Raw genomic sequence first — 22,503 nt, 5'->3', positions numbered from 1 at the left:
AGTTTCAGGTTACAGGTTAGCAAGTTACAGGTTATTGTCTTCTCCACAAACCAACCTTTCAAACTCGCAAGCTTCCCTTAACCATGAAGTTCCTCGTTCAGAACCCGCCACAACATATCTTTCAATTCCATGATCCCGCTTCCCGTCACTGACGAAATAAACACATAAGGGATATCGGGTAAATCTTTTTCGATTTCCTCCATCAACTCCTTATCAATAAAGTCTGATTTACTGATAGCCAGAAGTCGTTTTTTATCCAATAATTCGGGATTATACTGTTTCAACTCGTTCAACAATATCTTGTACTCCGCATGTATATCCTCACTATCTGAAGGAACCATGAATAACAACACGGAATTTCGTTCGATATGCCGTAAAAAACGAAGGCCCAACCCTTTGCCCAAATGAGCGCCCTCGATTATACCGGGGATATCAGCCATAACGAAAGAACGATTATCCCGGTAATTCACGATACCCAGATTCGGCACTAAAGTCGTGAATGGATAATTAGCGATCTCCGGTTTGGCGGCAGAAACAACCGACAATAACGTGGATTTCCCCGCGTTCGGGAACCCAACCAACCCGACATCGGCAAGAACCTTTAATTCCAAAATCACGTTCCGTTCCACCCGCGGCTCTCCCGGTTGAGCATAACGAGGTGTCTGATTCGTGGCTGAACGGAAATTCCAGTTTCCCAAACCACCTCGACCACCCCGGACGGCAATACACGTCTCTTCATCTTTCGTGATCTCGCAAATCGTCTCCCCGGTATCGGCATCCTTGGCCACCGTACCCAAGGGAACATCTATAATGACATCATTCCCGTCGGCACCCGTACACAGGTTCCCGCTTCCACTCTCCCCGTCCCCACCATACACGTGACGTTGAAACTTCAAGTGTATCAAAGTCCAGTAATTCCGGTTTCCTCTCAAAATCACGTGTCCCCCACGTCCGCCGTTACCCCCGTCAGGTCCCCCCTTGGCAGTACGCTTGTCCCGATGAAGATGCATTGATCCCGGTCCCCCGGCTCCACTACGACAGAATATTTTCACATAATCGACAAAGTTCGTTGATGCCATCTCAATAATTTTAAATTTATAGATTTTAAATTTTAAACTGAAAATGACATCATGTGTTTGTCATTTTCAATTTTCAATTTTCAATTTTCAATTGTATAAAGGTCCGGATAGTTACGTCCCACTCCATCATAATCCAACCCGCGTCCTACCACGAAATCATTCTCCAAAGCGATACACTTGTAGTCTATCGTCAAATCATACTTCAAAGCATTCGGTTTATAAAACATGGTTGCCACCTTCACCTGCTTCGGATGCCTCTCCGCCAGCATCTTCTTCAAATGCATGATCGACTCGCCCGAATCAATCATATCTTCCACGATTACCACGGTACGCCCCTCGATATTTTCCCGCAACCCGATGACATCCTGCACGTTTCCAGTTGAAGACACCCCAACGTAAGAAGCGATTTTCACGAAACTAACCTCAGTTCCCTCGATCGTGATACATTTCAATAAATCGGAAACAAACATAAAAGCCCCGTTCAACACCCCTAAAAACAGGGGCCGTTCTCCCTCCAGTTCCCGGTTTATCTGCGCGGCAACTTTCTCGATCTCTCGATCGATCACCTTAGCTTCAAGCGCCAGTCGAAAATCCCGATCATGCAATTTGATTTTTTTCATCTTGTGCATATTTCTCTCTTGAATGATAGACCTATCGTCCCTCTAATCCATTTTTTTATTTAACTTTGCGCAAAAGTACAACTTTGAATTTAAAATCCGGTAAAAATATGGATCCAAAAGTAAGTATTATCATGGGTAGCACCTCAGACCTACCCGTAATGGAAAAGGCGGCAAAAGTATTGAACGATTTTTGCATTCCCTTTGAAATCAATGCCCTCTCCGCACACCGCACGCCGGCAGAAGTGGAAGCATTTGCCAAAAATGCCCAGAAACGAGGAATTGAAGTTATCATCGCCGGAGCTGGAATGGCCGCACACCTGCCGGGTGTTATCGCCGCCATGACACCAATCCCCGTGATCGGAGTTCCTATCAATGCTTCGCTCGACGGGATGGATGCTCTTCTAGCCATCGCCCAAATGCCTCCGGGCATCCCCGTTGCCACCACGGCAATAAATGGTGCCATGAACGCGGGAATACTTGCCGCACAAATCCTGGCAGTCGGCGACACCGGGCTAAAAGCCAAAATTGTCGACTTCAAAGAATCATTGAAAAAGAAAATCGTAGATGCCAACAACGAACTGGCAAAAGTAAAATACGATTACAAGACGAATTGATACTCCTCAAAAGGACTTCAAATAAATGGGTTGCCGGTTGTTTTTCGGCAACCCATTTTAAATAAATGCAATTCTAGTTACCGATCCAATTACGAACAAACTTTCAATACACGTTTCTTTCATAAATCATACTTTATAAATTGGATTGATTCGCTCATTTTATAAATTATACTTTATAAAACAATCAAAAACATTTCATACCTTTGAATATTCGGCTATTTACGTGTGTATATTCACATGACTAACATCCCACGAAGGAGAAAGGTACGTGCAAATTTATTAACCGGAATATTTACCACATGCGACAAATCATATATGTCGTCATTCTATTTATCCTCCCGTACCCCGTGTATTCACAGGGATTACCGGATATTGAAAAACTCCTCGAAGCCAATGATATAGAATCGTCGGAATCCTATTACGAAGATATGGTCAACACGCTTGTCCGACTTACCGGTCAACCGATAAATATCAACACGGCCGGATTCGACAGTCTAAAGACGCTATTCTTCCTATCCGACGCACAAATCGATAATTTATTGGAATTCCGTAAAAAACAGGGAGCCTTCACCCATCCCAATGAACTCCTTCTCGTTGTCGGTATCAGTCAACAAGATTTATCCAACATCAAACCTTTTATCCATGTCGGACCTTATACACCCACGAAAACCACCGGACACCATCTATCACAAGAAATCCTAGCCCGTCTGAAAACAAATCGTCCCAAGCAAGCCGGATACAAGAAATATAGCCGGAAAGCATTCCTGTACGAAAAAGATTATCTTGCCAAACAACGTACTCGGTTTGAAGGCCCGCCCGTAGGAACATTATTCAAATACAAGCTAACAAACATGCAGCACTGGCAAGGAGGTCTGACATTGGAAAACGATGCGGGAGAAAATTACTTCACCCAAAAACAGAATACAGGTTTTGACTTTCTCTCCGCCCACCTTAGCTTCACTCCCCGAAAAATTATAAATCAAGTTATTGTAGGGGATTACAAATTACAATGGGGACAAGGACTAATCGCGTGGAGCGGTTACTCCTCCGGTAAATCAACCTCCACGCTAAGCAACGAGAAATCGGGTAACGGCATAGCCCCCTATACCTCCACGGACGAGAACCGATTTTTAAGAGGAATCGCCTTAAACATTCACCCCGCACGAATGCTCACCACCGAAGTTTTCGTCTCTTACAAAAAAACTGACGGAAACCTGCTTGATCTCGACACCCTCGCCCCGGAAATCTTACAAACAGCCACGCTTTATGAAACAGGGTATCACCGGAACACGGCAGAATGCGAGAAAAAACACAACTTAAAAGAACTCACCACGGGACTATCCGTCCGTCTCAACCATAAATACTTCCGAATCGGCATGCAATTCCTGTATTACAACTTCTCCCCCGCTTTATCCATAGGCAAGGCATCCTACCAACAATACAACGAAACAGGAGTTCACCGCACACTTGCAAGCATCGACTATAAAACCGGAGGTTACCACTTCTATCTATTCGGAGAGACCGCCAGAAGCGATAACGGGACATGGGCCACTGTAAATGGACTACGTTACAGCGGTATCCCCCGTTTAGCCCTATGCGCCCTCTACCGCCATTACGACAAAGGGTATCGCTCTCATTATAACAATGGCTTCTCCGAATACTCCAACACAACCAACGAGGAAGGGTATTACCTCGGACTCGAAAGCTCCCCGTTTGCCAATATAAGAATCAACGCCTATTACGATCGTTTCCGATTCTTCTCACCCCGTTACCAGGCAACCATCCCCGGAACCGGACAAGAAACTGTCGGCGAAATCACGCTTACCATTCATGCGTGGGAATATTCCTTTCGCTTCAAGCATGAGGACAAACCGGAAGACTACAAAATAGGAAACACCCTACAATCCGTATCTCGCATAAAACAAGAATACAGGCTCCAACTAACCTGTCCTGTTTGTCTACAACTACAAGCCCGCATCCGGGCCAGCTATACCCGTTACCTGAAAAAAGAAAAACATGAAACCGGTTACCTACTCTACCAGGATTTCATGTACACTTCTATCCAAGAAAAGCTAAAAGCTCAATTCCGCCTGGCTTACTTCGATACGGACAGTTATAACGCCAGAATATATGCCTATGAAAATAATGTACTTTATGGTTATTCATTTCCCGCTTACTACAACCGGGGCTTTCGCTCGTACCTGAATCTAAACTGGAAACCTTATCCTCTCATCACCTTCTATCTGAAAGCCGGTATCACCTACTATCCCGATAAATCCACCCTCAGCTCTTCATTAACTCAGGTCAATGACAACAAACTCTTCGATCTCACTCTCCAGATCCGTATAAAATTATAAAGGGCTGAATTCTATAAAAATTCAGCCCCTTTCATTTATCCTAGATAAGTTTTTAATAGCTTACTTCTGGAAGAGTGTCTCAGGCGACGAATGGCCTTTTCCTTGATCTGGCGGACACGTTCACGGGTTAACCCGAACTTCTCACCAATTTCTTCCAATGTCATCTCCTGACAGTTGATACCGAAGAACAAACGGATGATATCGCGTTCTCTCTCTGTTAATGTAGCCAAAGCTCTTTCCACCTCGGTCGACAAAGACTCGTTAATTAAAGTCTTGTCTGCAACAGGAGAGTCATCGTTCACCAACACGTCAAGCAAACTGTTGTCCTCACCTTCCACGAAAGGAGCGTCTACCGAGATATGACGACCGGATACTCTTAACGTATCAGCCACTTTCTCTGCCGGTAAATCCAACGTCTCGGCCAACTCTTCCGGTGACGGACGACGTTCGTGTTCCTGCTCAAAACGAGAAAAGGCCTTGTTGATTTTATTCAATGATCCCACTTGATTCAACGGCAAACGCACGATACGCGATTGCTCTGCCAATGCTTGCAAAATAGACTGACGAATCCACCACACGGCGTAGGAAATAAATTTAAATCCTCTCGTCTCGTCAAATTTCTCCGCGGCTTTAATCAAACCCAAGTTTCCCTCGTTGATAAGGTCCGGAAGGCTCAACCCCTGATTCTGGTACTGTTTTGCAACCGATACCACGAAACGTAAGTTTGCACGGGTTAATTTCTCCAATGCTCTCTGATCACCTTTCCGGATGCGTTGGGCAAGCTCAACCTCTTCCTCTACTGTAATCAGATCCTCCTTACCGATCTCCTGCAAATACTTATCGAGAGAAGCACTCTCCCGATTCGTTATAGATTTTGTTATCTTTAGCTGTCTCATAGTCGTTCTTATATCTCCCCCAAATATGACGCAAAGGTAGAACAATTTATCCACAAACCAATGTGTTAAAATCGCCGCCTTTCCATTATTAACTTTTTTTAATTCTGCAATGACAAAGCGTAATACTCTACACGTCCTCTCGGCGAAACAGTTGTTATAAGAACTCCCTCATTCTCCGCAGCTTTCAGTGCTTTCAATAAATCTTCTTTATCATAAATAACCATATCATTTATTTTCACAATAATATACCCCTTAGACAAACCGATCGCTTTAAAAGGTCCGTTCTTGATATCCGTGATTTTCACCCCTTTATCTAAACGATAACGGAGCATATCCTCCCGGTTCAAGGGTTCGACTTTAGCCCCCAATATCTCAGATGCCTCGCCGACAATCAAAGAAGTATTTTCCAGTAACACGTCAAATTCCTTTAACTTGCCGTTCCTGTTCACGGTAACCTTGATCGTGGAACCCGGACGATATTTACCTAATTGTCCCTGGAATGCGGGGCGGGTACTTACCTCCATACCGTTGATTAACTTAATCACGTCACCTTGTTTGATTCCCGCTTTAGCTGCCGGTCCCCCGGATAAAGCCTCGGCAACATAAATACCACCCAAATCCTCGATGCCTAACTTCTTGGCAACAGCCGGGGTCAACTCAATCATGGATATCCCGATCACGGCACGTTGCACATTCCCAAACTCTTTCAAATCACCCACTACCTTGCGGGCGATATTAGCCGGAACCGCGAACGAGTAACCGGAATAAGTCCCCGTGGGCGATTCAATTGCCGTGTTAATACCTATCAACTCACCCTTGGCATTCACCAAAGCTCCCCCGCTATTTCCCGGGTTCACCGCGGCGTCTGTTTGCAAAAAAGATTCCAGACTCATCTCGTTCGGATTAATTCCCAACTCTCGCGCCTTGGCACTAATAATCCCGGCCGTCACGGTAGAAGTCAGATTATACGGGTTACCAACCGCCAACACCCATTCGCCCAGTTCAACATCATCAGAATCGGCATACTCTAAATAAGGTAATCCCTTTTCCTCGATTTTAATCAAGGCTATATCCGTGTTCGGGTCCGTACCGATCACCTTTGCCTCGTACTCCTTACGGTCATTTAGCACAACAGTGATCTTATCACTATTATCAATCACGTGATTATTCGTGATAATGTATCCATCATCCGAAACAATCACCCCCGAACCGAATCCCATTCTTTGCGGGGCTTCCCTAGTACGGGGTGCATTTCCATAGAAGAAATCCAAAAACGGATTACCTATATATTCCCGGCCCATTTGTACCGTTTTGACATGAACGACAGCCGGAACTGTCTTTTTGGCAGCTTCCCTCAAATCCACACTTCCCGGACCTCCTGCCGGAAGTGCCGCATTCGATGAGAGAGAAACAGGACGGACTGCCGCGGGAGATGCTATTTCCAGCCGTGAAGCCGGAGCGGCGTCGCTCCCCCTAAAAGCATCTATCGCCACGAAAGCAAGGCATCCGCCAACAACTCCCAGTCCTACATTCAAAAATGATTTTCTCATTGTCATATCTTTATCTCCTTTATCGGTTAAACGTAAACTATCTATGATTTGTTTGTCTACCACAATATTAGCAATATCCTTGCCAACTGAATATTAAGAAATTCTTAATTAATACTATTTTAGATTTTTGATGTCAAATTTTAAATCCGATCAGTATTGATATTGTGATTTCATGATTTCCGATTAGGTGATTCCATCCGCACAAGGCTAACGTTTTTAATAATCACTTAATCATAGAATCGGAAATCACGGAATTGTTTCATTCTAAATTTTACATTTCGTATATTTGTACCTGCGATTTCGATAATTTCAATTTACATGATAACACGTATAAATAATAAAAAGAACGAGAAACCACGTAGTTCGTATTCATTTGGTTTTCTGAAAGATCCCCGGACTCGTGTGGTTGTAGGGTTGATTTTCATGCTATTTTCAATCTATTTGCTAGTCTCCCTGGCGGGATTCTTTTTCACCGGAGGTATGGACCAGAGCCTAATCGACAAGGAAGCCCGTGAACTGGTTACCAACCCGAATATCGAGGTTGGGAATCCGGGACGGAAACTGGGAGCCTTTCTTTCCGACCTCCTTATCAACCGGTGGTTCGGTGTTTCATCTTTTATCTTTTGTTATCTATTATTCATCATCGGATTGCGTATTGCCGGACGTAACATTAAAAAATTCGGAAAAAAGATCATCATTAGTTTCGTATTGATCATCTGGATTTCTTTATTATTAGGATATATTTTCAATTTCCTACCCTCTGGGTACGTGTTCCCGGGAGGTGCTCACGGTTATTTCGTGTGTTTCTGGCTGAACTCGTTCATCGGGGAGATCGGATCCTTCTTTCTGCTCGTGGTTTCATTTGCAGCAATTCTCTTCTTCGGGTTCGAAAACGCCTTCAACAGATGTGCTACCCTGGTAAAAAACTACTTTGCACGCCGGGCACAACGTAAAGAAGAGAGAGCATTGGCCCGTGAAGCAGCACTCGCCCGTCGCCAAGAGGACATGGCAAAAGCCAAAGAAAACGAAGAACAGCAACAGGAAGAGAAACAACCAGAAGAAGAGGATGAAAAAGAAGAACTGAACGTGATCCTGGCAGAATCACCTACCGAAGAGGAATTCTATTCCCAGAAATTGGATGAAACGGACACCGGGGAACCGGAAGAACCGGAAATCCACAAACCGGAACTGGACTTCACCACAGAACGCCATTTCGATTTGTCTACCGAGGAAAATCACGACAAACGACAGGAACGGGATGAAAATACTACCCCATTAGCCAACGAAGACATCGAATTAACGGTAATGGCCGACAAACTGGAAGAACAATTAACTAAAAACCTGATGCCGGATACGGAATACGATCCGACGCTGGATTTATCCAACTATCAGTATCCCTCTCTAGAACTACTAGAAGAACACTCTTCCGGTTCTCCAAAAGTAACTGCCGACGAGTTGGAAGAGAATAAAAATACGATCATCGAAACTTTACGGCATTACAAAATAGAGATTACCAAAATCAAAGCCACGATTGGCCCCACGGTTACCCTCTACGAGATCGTTCCGGCACCCGGTATCAAAATCTCGAAAATCAAAAATCTGGAAGACGACATAGCGTTAAGCCTGTCAGCTTTGGGAATACGTATCATCGCACCGATCCCCGGAGCCGGAACCATTGGTATCGAGGTTCCGAACCAGAATCCGGAAGTCGTTTCTATGCGAGGGATCATCGCTTCGAAGAAATTCCAAGAATCCAAATATGCTCTCCCCGTGGCCTTAGGACGTACCATTTCGAACGAACCTTACACGTTCGACCTGGCCAAGATGCCTCACTTGCTGGTAGCGGGAGCCACAGGACAAGGAAAATCAGTAGGATTGAATGCCATCATTACCTCGCTTTTGTACAAAAAACACCCGTCACAACTGAAATTCGTGATGGTTGACCCTAAAAAGGTAGAATTAAGCATCTACTCGGTCATTGAAAAACATTTCTTGGCCAAGTTGCCTGATTCGGAGGAAGCGATCATCACCGAGAACGAGAAAGTCGTCGCTACATTGAATTCACTCTGTATTGAAATGGATAGCCGTTACGATTTATTGAAAATGGCTCACGTCAGAAATATCAAAGAATACAACGAGAAGTTCGTGAAACGGCAACTCAACCCGAACAACGGTCATCGTTACTTACCTTATATAGTAGTTGTTGTTGACGAGTTTGCCGATCTGATCATGACTGCCGGAAAAGAGGTGGAACAACCTATTGCCCGGATCGCCCAATTAGCCCGTGCCGTGGGTATCCACATGATTATCGCCACGCAACGTCCCTCGACCAATATCATTACCGGAATCATTAAAGCCAACTTCCCGGCGCGAATCGCCTTCAAAGTGGCCTCCATGATTGACTCGCGTACGATCCTAGACTCCCCGGGAGCCAACCAGTTGATCGGCCGCGGGGATATGTTAATCTCGAAAGACAGCGAAATGGTTCGCGTGCAATGCGCATTTGTAGATACCCCGGAAGTAGACGCAATCACGAAATTCATCGCAGATCAACAAGGTTATCCGGAAGCCTACGCCCTACCCGAATACGTTTCCGACACGGAAAACGGGGTTAGTGGAGATATGGACCTCGGAATGAAAGACCCGTTGTTCGAGGAAGCCGCCCGGCTGGTGGTTAACACCCAGCAAGGCTCCACCTCCTCCATCCAGCGACGTTTCTCGATCGGCTATAACCGTGCCGGAAGAATCATCGACCAACTGGAAGCCGCCGGAATCGTGGGGCCTTTTGAAGGTAGCAAAGCCCGTCAGGTTCTCATCCCCGACGAGTACAGCTTGGAACATATACTTAAAAGCGTGGAAGAACGGTTTTAAGAGCTAAAAGTTAAAAGATAAAAACTAAATAGAGTACAAAATTAAAACCAAGTATAACCAATTGAAAATTCAAAAACAAAAAGCTCATTTTCAATTATCAATTATCAAAACCATGTTTTTAGAAAAAGCGTACAGAGGTAACAATAAGTGGTATTTATACATACTCACGCTAGTCATCGTATTTGCGGCAGTACAGGCAGCATCTATTCCGTTAGCCGTATACGGAATCATTATGAATCCGGAAATATTAAGCGGGCAATCCGCCAACATTTTGGCAGTCACGAACACGAACCTGGGACTGGCACTCATGTTGTTCACCTTCGCAGGCGGGGTTTTCGCTCTCCTTGGATGCGTGAAATGGCTTCATCATAAACAGCCGCTCGACATTCTCTCCGGCAGGAACCGCTTTGACGTGAAACGCACGCTCTTCGGAGCCGCCGTATGGGGACTTTTAACGATTATACTACTCGGAGCACAATATGGTTTTAGTGACACGTCCACTCTCGTATTCCAATTCGAACCGTTTAACTTCATCATGATGTGTGTCGTGATTCTGATCTTTATCCCGTTCCAAGTGGCGTTCGAGGAATTCATTTTCCGGGGATACCTCATGCAGGGTAGCATCTTGCTTTTCAAATACAGATGGGTAGCCCTGTTACTCACGGGATTCGCTTTCGGTTTACTTCACGGTTCCAATCCCGAAGTGGATCGCTTCGGTTTCTGGGTTGCCATGCCGCAATACATTCTCATGGGATTACTCCTCGGATTAATCGCTATCTTGGATGACGGCCTTGAACTGGCACTCGGTTTACACCTCGCCAACAACGTGATCTCATCTATCGTGGTCACCCATGACGCTTCTGCACTACAAACTCATGCATTATTCAAGGATATGGCCCCGCAGGCCTCTCACATGGATACAGTGGTGATGCTTGTGTGCGGGATCATCTTCATCTGGGTTTGTAACCGGAAATACAAATTCTTCTCCAAAATAAACTTGTGGGGAAAAGTAGAACGGGAAGTTGTCGAGTAGAGAAGTTCTTAAAATTTTCTTAATACTCACAACAAGTTAACCACGTGACCAATAAAATTGTATCTTTGGCTGCGATCAAAAAAACGTGCAATAACAATTATATTAATCTATAAATCGAAGTTTCAATAAAATGAAAAAAATCACATCTTTAATGTTCGCTTTCATCTTCGGGTTATCATTCTTGGGTAACGCACAAGATGTAAAAGTAAATCAACCGAAAGGATATCAATTCACCGATATCAAAAGATTACCGGCAACATCCGTAAAAGATCAAGCTCGTGCAGGTACCTGCTGGTCATGGTCAGGAATCTCATTCTTCGAATCGGAAATGATTCGTAACGGCAAAGAACCCATTGATCTTTCTGCCATGTACATCGTAAGACATGCTTATAGCGACAAGGCAACCAAATTCGTTCGCCTGCATGGAAACATGAACTTCGCTGTCGGTGGGGCATTCTGCGACGTGATGCACGTGATCAAAAATTATGGAATTGTTCCGATGGACGTGTATATGGGATTGAACTATGGAGAGCCGAACCACGCTTTCGGAGAAATCGATGACGTGTTAGCTGGTTACGTTAACGCTGTTATCAAAAATTCAAACAAGAAATTAAGCTCCGCATGGAAAAAAGGATTCGACGGAATTCTGGATGCTTATCTTGGAGAAGAACCCGAGAAATTTGAATACAAAGGTAAAGAATACACCCCGAGAACCTTCGCAGACGAGGTTGTAGGATTAAACATGGATGACTATGTAAGCTTGACTTCATTCACCCACCACCCGTTCTACACTCAATTCGCTATCGAAGTTCCGGATAACTGGTTATGGGGAATGTCTTACAACTTGCCGATAGACGAACTGGCAAAAGTTATGAGCAGCGCTATCGACAACGGTTACACTTTCGCTTGGGCTTCTGACGTGAGCGAGAAAGGATTCCAAACTTCTCAACCGGGAGTTGCTGTTGTTCCGACAACCGACACCAAAGAAATGAGCGGTGCTGAGATCGCTAAATGGGAATCCATGCCTAAAGGCAACCAAACTCCGGACGCTTTCAGACAAGGCCCGGCTCCTGAAAAAGAGATTACTCAAGAAATGAGACAACAAGAGTTCGACAACTACCTAACAACCGATGACCACGGTATGCACGTGATCGGTAAAGCAAAGGATCAGAACGGTACGGTTTACTATATCGTGAAAAACTCTTGGAACAAATACAACAAATTCGGTGGGTACTTCTACGCTTCCGAACCATTCATGAAATACAAAACGATGAACATCATCGTTCACAAGAATGCTATCCCGAAGGATATTCGCAAAAAACTTGGTATCAAATAAATCCACTCTATCTGAGGTTAGAGAAAAACTATAAAAAAAAGGCCGTCATTCTTCGCGTTTGACGGCCTTTTTTCATAATTTCGCGAGAAGGATAAGAAATACATAAAAAATTAGATAATATGAACTTAGCGAGAGAAATTAAGAAAGACATTTACTGGATTGGAGTCAATGACAGAAGAACGCATATCTTCGAAAACTACTGGCCTATTCCAAAAGGTGTTGCTTATAATTCTTATATCATCGTGGACGAAAAAGTGGTAGTTATCGACACGATCGAAAGAAGCAAAATGGATGACTACGTGGAGAACATCGAGAAATTACTGAACGGACGACACGTGGATTATCTCGTGATAAACCACATGGAACCGGACCACACCGGGGCCATCAAAGCCCTGTTGTGCCATTACCCGGACGTGAAAATCATCGGTAACGCCAAAACATTCCCCATGCTGAAAAACTTCTACGGGGTTTGCGAAAACCTGATCGAAGTGAAAGAAGGCGATTCTCTCGACCTTGGGAAACATAAATTGAATTTCTACATGGCTCCGATGCTCCACTGGCCGGAGACCATGGTTACTTTCGAATCCACCGAGGGTATCCTGTTCAGCGGAGATATCTTCGGAGCTTTCGGGACACTTGACGGGGGTATTTTTGATGACGAACTGGATCTGGACTACCTGGAAGAAGAAATCAGTCGTTACTACTCTAACATCGTCGGAAAATACGGACAACCCGCACAGACTGCATTGAAAAAACTAGGTGGTCTACCGATCAAGATGATTTGCGCCACCCACGGCCCGATCCGTCGTTCACATATCGCCGAAATCGTGGCAAAATACGACAAATGGAGTAAGTACGACACGGACAAAGGCGTTGTCATCGTGTTCAGTTCCATGTACGGAAATACCGAGAAAATGGCGGACATCATCGCACGTTTCCTGGCAGAAAGAGGGATCAAGAAAATACGTATCCACGATGCTTCCAAGACTCACCCCTCGTACATCATCAATGACATTTTCCGCTATAAAGGAGTTATCCTCGGAAGCTGCGCTTACAACGGTAACGCCTTCCCGACCATGGAAACCCTGTTGTTCGAGTTGGAACACATGGGCGTGAAAAACCACGTTGTCGCATTCTTTGGCGGAAAAGCTTGGGCAGGAGGCGCTATGCCCCGCTTCAACCAATTCGCAGAAAAAATCAAATGGGAAGTGGTTGCCCCCGCTTGCGAAGCCTGTGGCTGCCCGAAAGATGCAGATTTTGAGACTTGCCGCAACATCGCCTATGCTATGGCTGACAAACTGGATGAAATTTGCTAATCTTGCAATAAATATTCAAAAACGAGGGAGAGTTTTGTTGAACTCTCCCTCGTTTTTTATAAAGAAGGAACTACCCAATTATTCTTGAATAGTTCCTCCACACATAACAAATATTCTATATCTTAAGCTTTAAACATCTCATCGATATGTTTTGCAGCCCGACGACCGTCACCCATTGCCAGAATCACGGTTGCCCCGCCTCTCACGATATCTCCCCCGGCAAACAAATCCGACAAATTCGACTGCATGGTCTCCTCGTTCACCACGATCGTACCCTTGCGTGAAACTTCCAATCCGGCTACCGAATTCGGGATAATCGGGTTAGGTGACACCCCGACAGCCACGACTACCACGTCTGCATCAATCGTGTACTCGGAACCTTCCATCGGTACCGGGCTACGACGTCCGCTAGCATCCGGCTCGCCCAATTCCATCTTCTGAACCCGTACCTGTTTCACTCTTCCTTTCTCGTCTGCAATATACTCTATCGGGTTGGTCAGCGTGATAAACTCGCATCCCTCCTCCTTGGCATGTTTCACCTCTTCCAAACGAGCTGGCATCTCCTCCTCGCTCCGGCGATAAACGATCATCGCACGTTCCGCACCCAAACGTTTTGCCGTACGCACGGAGTCCATGGCCGTATTTCCACCACCCACGACAACCACGTTCTTTCCGCGATAAACCGGGGTATCCGAATCCTCGCTATCTGCCCCCATCAAGTTCACGCGAGTCAAGTACTCGTTGGAAGAAAGAATACCGTTATAATTCTCTCCCGGAATATTCATAAACCGGGGAAGTCCGGCACCCGATGCCACGTAGAACGCTTTGAACCCATCGGCTTTCAAACTGGCCACGGTATCCGTCAATCCCACGATAAAGTTCGTGACAAATTTCACTCCTATCTTTTTCAAATTCTCGATCTCCACGTCCACCACGCTATTGGGCAAACGGAATTCGGGAATTCCATATTTCAACACACCACCGATCTCGTGCAATGCCTCGAATACCGTTACGTCGTATCCCATTTTTGCCAGATCGCCCGCACAGGACAACCCGGAAGGACCGGAACCGATTACGGCAACTTTAATTCCATTGGCAGGTGCAACTTCCGGTATAGAAATATGTCCGGATTCCCTCTCGTAATCCGAAGCAAATCTTTCCAAGTAACCGATAGCCACAGACGGTTTCTTCAATTTCTGCAAATAAAAACACTTGGATTCGCACTGTTTTTCCTGGGGACAAACACGCCCACAAACAGCTGGTAAAGCGCTAGTACGTTTCAACACGGCAGCAGCCTGCAAGAACTCTCCCCGCTCGATATTCTTCACGAATCCTGGAATATCAATTCCCACGGGACATCCCTCCATACAAGTCGGGGTCACGCAATCCATACAACGGGTTGCCTCCCTCATGGCCATTTCAGCCGTCAATCCTTGATTCACCTCAATACGTTGGCTCTTGATCCGCTCTTCCGGAGAAGTCTCGGGCATAACCACTCGCTCGATCGCCATACGCTCTTTTCCAGCCACCTTCTGGCGCAATTCCTGTCTCCACGCTTCATTCCGATCGCTCACGCCATGAACCGGCTCCACGTGATCATGTTTCTCTTCCGCCTCATGCAACTTAGCCACCTCGGCATCTTTAAAACCTCCCAAACGAGAAAGAATTTCATCAAAATCAATTTGATGAGCGTCGAACTCCGGACCGTCAACACAGGTAAAACGAGTCTTACCTCCCACGGTCACCCGGCAAGCACCACACATTCCGGTTCCATCGACCATAAGCGCATTCAAACTTGCCACGGTCGGGATATCATATTTACGAGTTAATTTCTCGCAGAATTTCATCATGATCGCCGGACCAATCGTCACGGCCAAATCTACTTTCTCCCGTTTAATCACCTCTTCCATTCCTTCCGTGATCAAACCTTTCTTCCCGTAGCTTCCATCATCTGTCATGATGATCACCTCATCCGAAGAAGCCCGTATTTCATCTTCCAGAATAACCAAATCTTTATTACGTCCGGCTATCACCGAAATCACCTTGTTTCCGGCTTCTTTAAAAGCCTTCACGATAGGTAATAACGGAGCCACCCCGACACCGCCACCACAAGCCAGCACGGTTCCTACTTTCTCGATATGAGTCGGTTTTCCAAGAGGCCCGACCATATCCGTGATATAGTCCCCGACTTCCAACGCACACAATTTCCGGGAAGATACTCCCATGACTTGCACCACTAATGTAATACTTCCTCTTTCCAAGTTAGCATCAGCAATCGTCAACGGCATCCGTTCGCCTTTTTCACCCACGCGTACAATCACGAAATTACCCGGTTTACGGGATTTTGCAATCAAAGGAGCCTCCACTTCCAGCTTCACTACTTTCTCTGAAAAATAAGTCTTACTTAAAATTTTATTCATAGTCTACACGTTAATCTATTGAACTAATTTCAACCCCGCTATCGTTTTCGATTTCAAGCCGCAAAGATAACGAACCCCTTTTAAAAAACAATTTTTATTTCAAAATATGAAATCCCCTTCTTCACATTATCAAAAAAATAGCCCGCAAAATGCGGGCTACCATTAACATCATTCCGGTTGAACGATGACACTATCCGATGCTTTCCGTTTTTATATGATATGTCATTCTGTGACACCCAATGACAAAATCCTTTATAACGAAAAAATTATTATTTTTGTCTCCTAAACAAATAATATGGTAACTATGGGCAACAAAAACGATAAAAAAGAACGGGTTAACGTGGTCTACTCCACGAATCCGAATTTCCAATATGAGTACAATCAAGAGGAAGAACAGGAAACTCTAGCCCCTGAAAAACAAAACTTAAGGGTAGCCCTTGATTCCAAGCAACGTAAGGGTAAAACCGTCACCCTTGTGCAAGGTTTCGTGGGCACGGAAGATGACCTGAAAGAACTAGCAAAACTATTGAAAAACAAATGCGGTGTCGGCGGTTCCGTCAAAGACGGCGAAATCATCATCCAAGGAGAACTAAAAGAAAAAGTGCTGGCAATTCTCCGGGACAATAAATATCGGGCAAAATAATTCAGAGGGCAGGTGATAATCACCTGCCCTCTGAATTCAAAAACTAAATATTCTGTTATAAACTCTCCATCACGATCCTATACCCATTTCACCAAAGCAAAATCCTGCCGGTGAGGGAGTAATATATTCTTCGGGAATATTCTCAAGCCTAACATGAAAATTCCGGGATCGTCGGGAGTTACCTCGATAGAATACATGGCCTTGCCGTTCTCAAAAGAGACGGGGACAAATTCCTGCGTGAAACAAACCTCCAACTTCTCGTCCTTTTTCATCATCGCCACCAGTTCAATTCCGATGTCATCAATAGATAATTCTCCAAGATCAAGAACGACTTTCCCTTGATAAGATTTACCCAACGAGATAATTTGTTTGGACTTATCCGGGAGGATTAAAGCATCCACCTGCACGGACTCCCACTCTTGACTGACCTTCCTCTTCCATTCGGCAATCTGAGTAGCCAAAGCGTAATTGTTCTCGTTCAGACGTTGGAAACGACGAGCCATCGGGTGATAGAACTTATCCTCGTAATCCGTCAACATACGGTTACTGGTAAAATTGGATGCCACTTTCGCGATCGTGTTCTTAATATACCCGGCCCACGTTGCGGAAATTCCATTCTCGCCACGATCATAGAATGCGGGAGCGATCTCCGACTCGATAATATTGTAAATAAGTTCCGCATCCAGCTCGTTCTGGAACTCCTGGTTCTCGTAAGTCCGTTCCATGGGTAATGCCCAACCGGCATCCTTCTGGTAACCTTCCACCCACCAGCCGTCCAGCACGCTGAAATGCATCACACCATTCATAGCCGCCTTCTCACCACTTGTACCGGAAGCTTCCTGCGGGCGTGTCGGGGTATTCATCCACACGTCCACTCCCTGCACCATACGACGAGCAACATCCATATCGTAATTCGGAAGGAACAAGATTTTACCCAAGAACTGTGGGTACTTGGAAATCTCCACGATTCGCTTGATCAAATCCTGTCCGGCCTGATCCGCCGGATGTGCTTTCCCGGCAAAAATAAATTGTACAGGCCGATCCGGGTTATTCACGATCTCGTTCAGACGATCCAGATTACTGAACAGCAAATGTGCCCGCTTGTAAGTGGCAAAACGACGAGCGAAACCGATCGTCAGGATGTCATCCCGTAAGGTATCTTGAATCTCCACGATCTGTCGCGGGGTAAAATAAGCCGTGTTCTTCTCATCAGCCAAACGATGTTTGATATGGCGAATCAAACGCTGCCGCAAAGTTGTCCTCACCTCGTGAATCACGTGATCCGGTACTTGGTAAATACCTTCAAAGCAAGCTTTGTCATAATGGTGTGTCTTGAATTTCTCGCCGAACACGCTCATCTGAATCTTTTTCCATTCGGGAGCCGCCCACGTCGGGTAGTGTACCCCGTTGGTCACGTAACTGATATGCAGTTCCTCGGGCATGTATCCCGGCCACAAATTTTTAAATATATCCCGACTGACCTTACCATGCAACCAGCTAACACCATTCACTTCCTGCGACAAATTGGCCGCCAAGAAACTCATGGAGAACTTTTCGTTCGGATCGTTCGCATTAACACGTCCCAATGCCAGCATCTGTTCCCAGGTGATTTTCAACCGATCGGGGACAAACCAGAAGTAAGTTTTCAACAAATTCTCGGTAAACGAATCATGTCCCGCCGGAACCGGAGTATGTGTCGTGAACAGGGAAGACGACCGAACGACTTCCATCGCCTCGGCGAATGAAAGCTGCTTCTCTGAAATATATTCCCGCAATCTTTCCAACCCGGTAAAGGCGGCATGTCCCTCGTTGCAATGATAAACCTCCGCATCAATATTCAATTTCCGTAAAGCCCGGATACCACCGATACCCAACAATATCTCTTGTTTCAACCGATTCTCCCAATCCCCGCCGTAAAGATAATGGGTAATGCTACGATCGCCCTCCTGGTTATCCTCAAAATCCGTATCCAACAGATATAATTCAACTCGACCGACACAGACCTTCCAAATTCGGGCAAAAACCTCTCGTCCCGGGAAAGACAAACTAACTGTCAACCAATTCCCGTCTGCATCCCGAACAGGTGACACCGGAATTTTGGTAAAATCTTGCGCCTCGTATTCGGCCTCCTGATTCCCGGCCGCAGAGAATTTCTGCGTGAAATATCCGTAACGATATAACAAACCGACACCCGTAATCTTCGTTTTCTTATCACTCGCCTCTTTCAAGTAGTCCCCGGCCAAAACGCCAAGACCTCCCGAATAAATTTTCAAGGAAGAGTGTAAACCATACTCCATGCTGAAATAAGCCACGGCAGGATCATTCATCTGCTTTTTCCCTTCCATATACTCAGAGAATTTCGCGTACACCGCCGTTAGACGGGCCACAAATTCCTCGTCATTCTCCAACTCCTTGTAGCGATTCAAAGAAATCTTATCCAGAAGGGCTATCGGGTTATGACGGGTAAGCATCCATTGTAAAGGGTCTATACTCTTGAACAGATCGACAGCTTCCTCATTCCAACACCACCACAAGTTATTCGCCAACTCCTCCAAGGCGCTCAATTTAGCCGGGATAGACCGATGTATGATCACGCTGATCCAGTTCGGCACGTTTGTCGCTGCCTTTTTCTCAACAAATGACCATTGTTGTTCTTCCACCACCGGGATCTCGGCTATCCGCTTGTTGACCTTCTCCAAGGCAATCTTGTAAGCTTCTTTATAATAGGATACCAAGTTTTCCCAAAGAGCAATTTTCGATACTTCTTTGGCATTCTTGGCCACTGCCTGATACTCTTTCTTATTCAAGGCAGCAATCGTTTTTATCTTATCGGCAATTTTCTCAACGACCTCGTCATTGTTTCGGTCATCCCGTTCAATCACCTCGATTCCCGGATGCGCTTTCTTATAATATGATTCTACCCACAAGCCGAAACCTGCCAGCGTGGTCGTGATCGTGGGAACCTTAAAGGCCAAACTCTCCAACGGGGTGTATCCCCAAGGTTCGTAGTATGAAGGAAATACAGTCAAATCCATCCCCACAAGCAAATCGTAATACGGCATGTTGAACACGCCATCATTGCCATTCAGGTAACTCGGGGAGAAGAATACTTTCACCCGATCATCCGAACGATTCAATAATTGTTGTTCCCCGAATTTAAGTAACGCGGGATCATGCTGCGGATCGGATAACTCATGAGTCACATAAGGAGACGTGATCTCCACGGCCTGATAAGGCTTTTCCAAGTTATTCAGCAACTCCCGGTTCGGCCCCTTGTGTCCGGCCGGCACCAAGATAAATGCCAGTATATCCCGCTTATTTTCAGCATTCCGGTTCAAACGTCCCAGAGCCTCGATAAACACGTCAATTCCTTTATTCTTGAACTCGTAGCGTCCACTAATTCCAACGATTAAAGCATCTTCCGATACCGCTCTTCCCAATAACGCCTGGGCTACTTTCAACAACTTCTCCCGTCCCTGCTGACGTTTTTCCAGATAATCCTCCTCGCTGGGTGTGAAACTATTCTCGAAACCGTTCGGAGTGACAATATCCACCGGTTTACCCAAAAAATGCTTACACTCTCTCGCCGTGATATCACTCACCGTCGTGAAACAATCCGCCCATTCCGCCGCTTTGCTTTCCAAAGATTGCTTGGCAACCACGCCGAAACGGCGAGCCGTTTCCATCGGGTCGTAATCTTCCATCGGATCATAAAGGGGCAAGCCGTTCCCGGCAATACTGCGCCCCAGTACGGTAGCATGGGTCGTGAACACGCATCCCACCTGTGGCAGGGCGTTCTTCAGATACAGCATACCGCTTCCCGTCATCCACTCGTGGAACTGGGCTATAATACGCTGACGGGAAAATATATGATAACGTACGAAACTCTCGATCACTTTTCCAGCGGTGAAACCAAACAACACGGGCTCGATATAGTCCCATTGCCCGGTCAACGAATCGACTTGAAACTTCTCCCAAAAAGAGGTCAATATCTGATCTTTTTGTGGAATAAAAGTAGTGAAATCAACAAGAATCACCACGGGGTTCCCCGCCACGTTCCATCGTCCCACCTTGATTCGCAATCCCTCCTGTGCCGCTTTCACCCGCCAGGATTTAAACAAATGGGCATCCTCCGTGAACTCCGGGTTCGGCTCATCATATCTCCACACGTCGGGTCCGATTAATATATGGTTGTTCTTGAACTCCCCGGCCATACTCAACACCTTTGTCGAGATCACCGTGTGGATTCCGCCGACCTTATTACACACTTCCCAGCTTACCTCAAACAAATAGGCGGGATCTTTCAATTCCAAATTACTCATATCTAACTTTTAATGTTTTGACTTAACTTTTTTCTCCTTCGTACTCACCTTTCCTGTTGTCTTCGCAGCACTCTCCGCACTTTTCGCACGAGAACCCCGAACCGCTTTCTTCGGTTTCTCGGGACTCTCCGTTTCTTTGGTGATTTTATCCTCTGCAATATTACGCATTTTTTCCATATCTTCCACACGCGCAATAAAATCACTCAACACATTCATATAATTTATGAATGCTTCATACGGGGTTTCATAGGGAGAAACATAACGATGATAGTCATTATCGGAGAACAGTTTCGTCCGCATATAATAGAAATGATCGCTTGCTTGCAGACGGGAATAATCCTCGTTCAACGCCGGATCATTTAATGCTTTTACCTTCGGTTGTATCTTGAATAATTCCTCAAAAGCCTCGTTCTGTAATTCATTACCTAACCATCCGGTAATATCTTTCTCTTCATCCGCCCAGGAAATCGGGTAAGGAACATGCAACGGGGCTACCGGCTGATGCTTCTTGACCGCCTCGCTCGGGGTCAGAAATTCAAAATCGGTAGTCGAGAAAATAAATTCCGGTAACGAGCGCATGAACTCGAAAATTCCCGTTTCGGCCGGTTGATTCTCCCCGAATGTCTCGTAATTCATAAACAGGTTCACGATCTCGCTATCCTTGGCACTATCTTTCAACCAACGGGCATATTTATCCGCCGTGATCGGCCATTCATGCCAGCCATGATCGGAGAAACGTAAAGTCAGATCATCACTCAATCGGGAATTTTTCAACAACAATTTTAGCCGGGGATTTATCGCATTCGTGTAAACGAAATTCGGACTCTTCCATCCCAGCACGTGTTTCGCTCCATCGGTCAGCATGGATTCGAATCCCATGGCAGCCACCCGCTCTCCGATCTGATCGGAATAGATCAACGAACTATTCCGCAAAGTCACGGGCTTCTGCCCGAATAACTCCTCGATACGAACGGCATGTCTTCTTACCTGTGTTTCAAATTCATCTGTATTGGACAAGGAGGCCAGCGAATGAGCATAGGTTTCTGCCAAAAATTCCACGCTCCCCGTTTTAGCCAACTCCTTGAAACTATCGATTACTTCCGGGGCATGAAGTGCAAATTGCTCCAAAGCGGAACCGGAAATTGAAAAACTCACTTTAAAATTCGTCCCGTAACGTTTGATCATTTCCATAACCAAACGATTCATCGGCAAGTAACACTTTTCCGCTACCCGTCGAATGGTCGAACGATTCACATACTCGTCAAAATAATCATGACGTTTGCCGATATCAAAGAAACGATACCTTCTTAATCTCACGGGTTGATGTATCTGGAAATAAAAACATAATGTCTTTTTCATAGCCTGTATTTTTAATTGAAAATTGAAAACTGAAAATTGAAAGTGACTTCCCGATTTTCGATCTCAACCTCATGTTCATTTTAAATT

14 protein-coding genes are annotated in these 22,503 nt (G+C 45.5%); 7 read left to right on the top strand and 7 right to left on the bottom strand.

The window, feature by feature from the left end:
- Positions 1-77: 77 nt before the first annotated feature.
- Positions 78-1,079 (bottom strand): GTPase ObgE, encoded by a 1,002-nt coding sequence (gene obgE, locus DWW52_RS00265; RefSeq protein WP_118713473.1) that lies wholly within the window; start codon positions 1,077-1,079, stop codon positions 78-80.
- Between the two features lie 80 nt (positions 1,080-1,159).
- Positions 1,160-1,699: a phosphoribosyltransferase gene (locus tag DWW52_RS00260; protein WP_199691936.1), complete on the bottom strand. Its 540-nt coding sequence runs from the start codon at positions 1,697-1,699 to the stop codon at positions 1,160-1,162.
- Between the two features lie 107 nt (positions 1,700-1,806).
- On the opposite strand from DWW52_RS00260, the gene purE reads away from it, so the two are divergent.
- Positions 1,807-2,313 (top strand): 5-(carboxyamino)imidazole ribonucleotide mutase, encoded by a 507-nt coding sequence (gene purE, locus DWW52_RS00255; protein ID WP_118713471.1) that lies wholly within the window; start codon positions 1,807-1,809, stop codon positions 2,311-2,313.
- Positions 2,314-2,612: 299 nt separating this feature from the next.
- Positions 2,613-4,670, top strand: coding sequence for a helix-hairpin-helix domain-containing protein (locus tag DWW52_RS00250; protein WP_118713469.1), 2,058 nt, complete (start codon positions 2,613-2,615; stop codon positions 4,668-4,670).
- Between the two features lie 35 nt (positions 4,671-4,705).
- Here DWW52_RS00250 and DWW52_RS00245 read toward each other — a convergent pair whose 3' ends face one another.
- Together DWW52_RS00245 and DWW52_RS00240 are read right to left on the bottom strand one after the other, a co-directional pair.
- Positions 4,706-5,566, bottom strand: coding sequence for an RNA polymerase sigma factor RpoD/SigA (locus tag DWW52_RS00245; RefSeq protein ID WP_026207779.1), 861 nt, complete (start codon positions 5,564-5,566; stop codon positions 4,706-4,708).
- A 98-nt stretch (positions 5,567-5,664) separates the two neighbouring features.
- The gene (locus DWW52_RS00240; RefSeq protein ID WP_233556612.1) at positions 5,665-7,116 is read right to left on the bottom strand and encodes a Do family serine endopeptidase; all 1,452 of its coding nucleotides are present in this window, start codon (positions 7,114-7,116) and stop codon (positions 5,665-5,667) included.
- 318 nt (positions 7,117-7,434) lie between these two features.
- Here DWW52_RS00240 and DWW52_RS00235 point away from each other — a divergent pair, with 318 nt between their 5' ends.
- The 4 genes from DWW52_RS00235 to DWW52_RS00220 all read left to right on the top strand — a co-directional run bounded on the left by DWW52_RS00235 (position 7,435) and on the right by DWW52_RS00220 (position 13,672).
- A complete protein-coding gene (locus DWW52_RS00235) occupies positions 7,435-9,987 on the top strand; it encodes a DNA translocase FtsK (RefSeq protein ID WP_118713467.1) in 2,553 nt (850 codons plus the stop codon).
- 112 nt (positions 9,988-10,099) lie between these two features.
- Positions 10,100-11,020, top strand: a complete 921-nt coding sequence (locus tag DWW52_RS00230; protein WP_199691935.1) for a CPBP family intramembrane glutamic endopeptidase — start codon at positions 10,100-10,102, stop codon at positions 11,018-11,020.
- A gap of 130 nt (positions 11,021-11,150) precedes the next feature.
- Positions 11,151-12,356 carry an aminopeptidase C gene (locus DWW52_RS00225; RefSeq protein WP_118713465.1) on the top strand — a complete coding sequence of 402 codons (1,206 nt, stop codon included), beginning with the start codon at positions 11,151-11,153 and terminating at the stop codon, positions 12,354-12,356.
- 119 nt (positions 12,357-12,475) lie between these two features.
- Positions 12,476-13,672, top strand: coding sequence for an FprA family A-type flavoprotein (locus tag DWW52_RS00220; protein ID WP_118713463.1), 1,197 nt, complete (start codon positions 12,476-12,478; stop codon positions 13,670-13,672).
- Positions 13,673-13,794: 122 nt separating this feature from the next.
- On the opposite strand, the gene DWW52_RS00215 is transcribed toward DWW52_RS00220, so the two are convergent.
- Positions 13,795-16,092, bottom strand: coding sequence for a bifunctional dihydroorotate dehydrogenase B NAD binding subunit/NADPH-dependent glutamate synthase (locus DWW52_RS00215; RefSeq protein WP_118713461.1), 2,298 nt, complete (start codon positions 16,090-16,092; stop codon positions 13,795-13,797).
- 304 nt (positions 16,093-16,396) lie between these two features.
- Here DWW52_RS00215 and DWW52_RS00210 point away from each other — a divergent pair, with 304 nt between their 5' ends.
- Positions 16,397-16,735: a translation initiation factor gene (locus tag DWW52_RS00210; RefSeq protein ID WP_118713459.1), complete on the top strand. Its 339-nt coding sequence runs from the start codon at positions 16,397-16,399 to the stop codon at positions 16,733-16,735.
- Positions 16,736-16,812: 77 nt separating this feature from the next.
- Here DWW52_RS00210 and glgP read toward each other — a convergent pair whose 3' ends face one another.
- Together glgP and DWW52_RS00200 are read right to left on the bottom strand one after the other, a co-directional pair.
- Positions 16,813-21,057 (bottom strand): alpha-glucan family phosphorylase, encoded by a 4,245-nt coding sequence (gene glgP, locus DWW52_RS00205; protein ID WP_118713457.1) that lies wholly within the window; start codon positions 21,055-21,057, stop codon positions 16,813-16,815.
- A gap of 9 nt (positions 21,058-21,066) precedes the next feature.
- A complete protein-coding gene (locus DWW52_RS00200) occupies positions 21,067-22,416 on the bottom strand; it encodes a glycoside hydrolase family 57 protein (protein ID WP_118713455.1) in 1,350 nt (449 codons plus the stop codon).
- Between the last annotated feature and the right edge of the window lie 87 nt (positions 22,417-22,503).

This window comes from Odoribacter sp. AF15-53, assembly GCF_003479425.1.
Taxonomy (GTDB): domain Bacteria; phylum Bacteroidota; class Bacteroidia; order Bacteroidales; family Marinifilaceae; genus Butyricimonas.
This window is presented reverse-complemented; position numbering and strand designations above follow the sequence as displayed.

Bases quoted from the DNA above. Each gene is read 5' to 3' on its own strand.
- obgE (WP_118713473.1), bottom strand. From the start codon at position 1,079: ATGGCATCAACGAACTTTGTCGATTATGTGAAAATATTCTGTCGTAGT.
- DWW52_RS00260 (WP_199691936.1), bottom strand. From the start codon at position 1,699: ATGAAAAAAATCAAATTGCATGATCGGGATTTTCGACTGGCGCTTGAA.
- purE (WP_118713471.1), top strand. From the start codon at position 1,807: ATGGATCCAAAAGTAAGTATTATCATGGGTAGCACCTCAGACCTACCC.
- DWW52_RS00250 (WP_118713469.1), top strand. From the start codon at position 2,613: ATGCGACAAATCATATATGTCGTCATTCTATTTATCCTCCCGTACCCC.
- DWW52_RS00245 (WP_026207779.1), bottom strand. From the start codon at position 5,566: ATGAGACAGCTAAAGATAACAAAATCTATAACGAATCGGGAGAGTGCT.
- DWW52_RS00240 (WP_233556612.1), bottom strand. From the start codon at position 7,116: ATGAGAAAATCATTTTTGAATGTAGGACTGGGAGTTGTTGGCGGATGC.
- DWW52_RS00235 (WP_118713467.1), top strand. From the start codon at position 7,435: ATGATAACACGTATAAATAATAAAAAGAACGAGAAACCACGTAGTTCG.
- DWW52_RS00230 (WP_199691935.1), top strand. From the start codon at position 10,100: ATGTTTTTAGAAAAAGCGTACAGAGGTAACAATAAGTGGTATTTATAC.
- DWW52_RS00225 (WP_118713465.1), top strand. From the start codon at position 11,151: ATGAAAAAAATCACATCTTTAATGTTCGCTTTCATCTTCGGGTTATCA.
- DWW52_RS00220 (WP_118713463.1), top strand. From the start codon at position 12,476: ATGAACTTAGCGAGAGAAATTAAGAAAGACATTTACTGGATTGGAGTC.
- DWW52_RS00215 (WP_118713461.1), bottom strand. From the start codon at position 16,092: ATGAATAAAATTTTAAGTAAGACTTATTTTTCAGAGAAAGTAGTGAAG.
- DWW52_RS00210 (WP_118713459.1), top strand. From the start codon at position 16,397: ATGGGCAACAAAAACGATAAAAAAGAACGGGTTAACGTGGTCTACTCC.
- glgP (WP_118713457.1), bottom strand. From the start codon at position 21,057: ATGAGTAATTTGGAATTGAAAGATCCCGCCTATTTGTTTGAGGTAAGC.
- DWW52_RS00200 (WP_118713455.1), bottom strand. From the start codon at position 22,416: ATGAAAAAGACATTATGTTTTTATTTCCAGATACATCAACCCGTGAGA.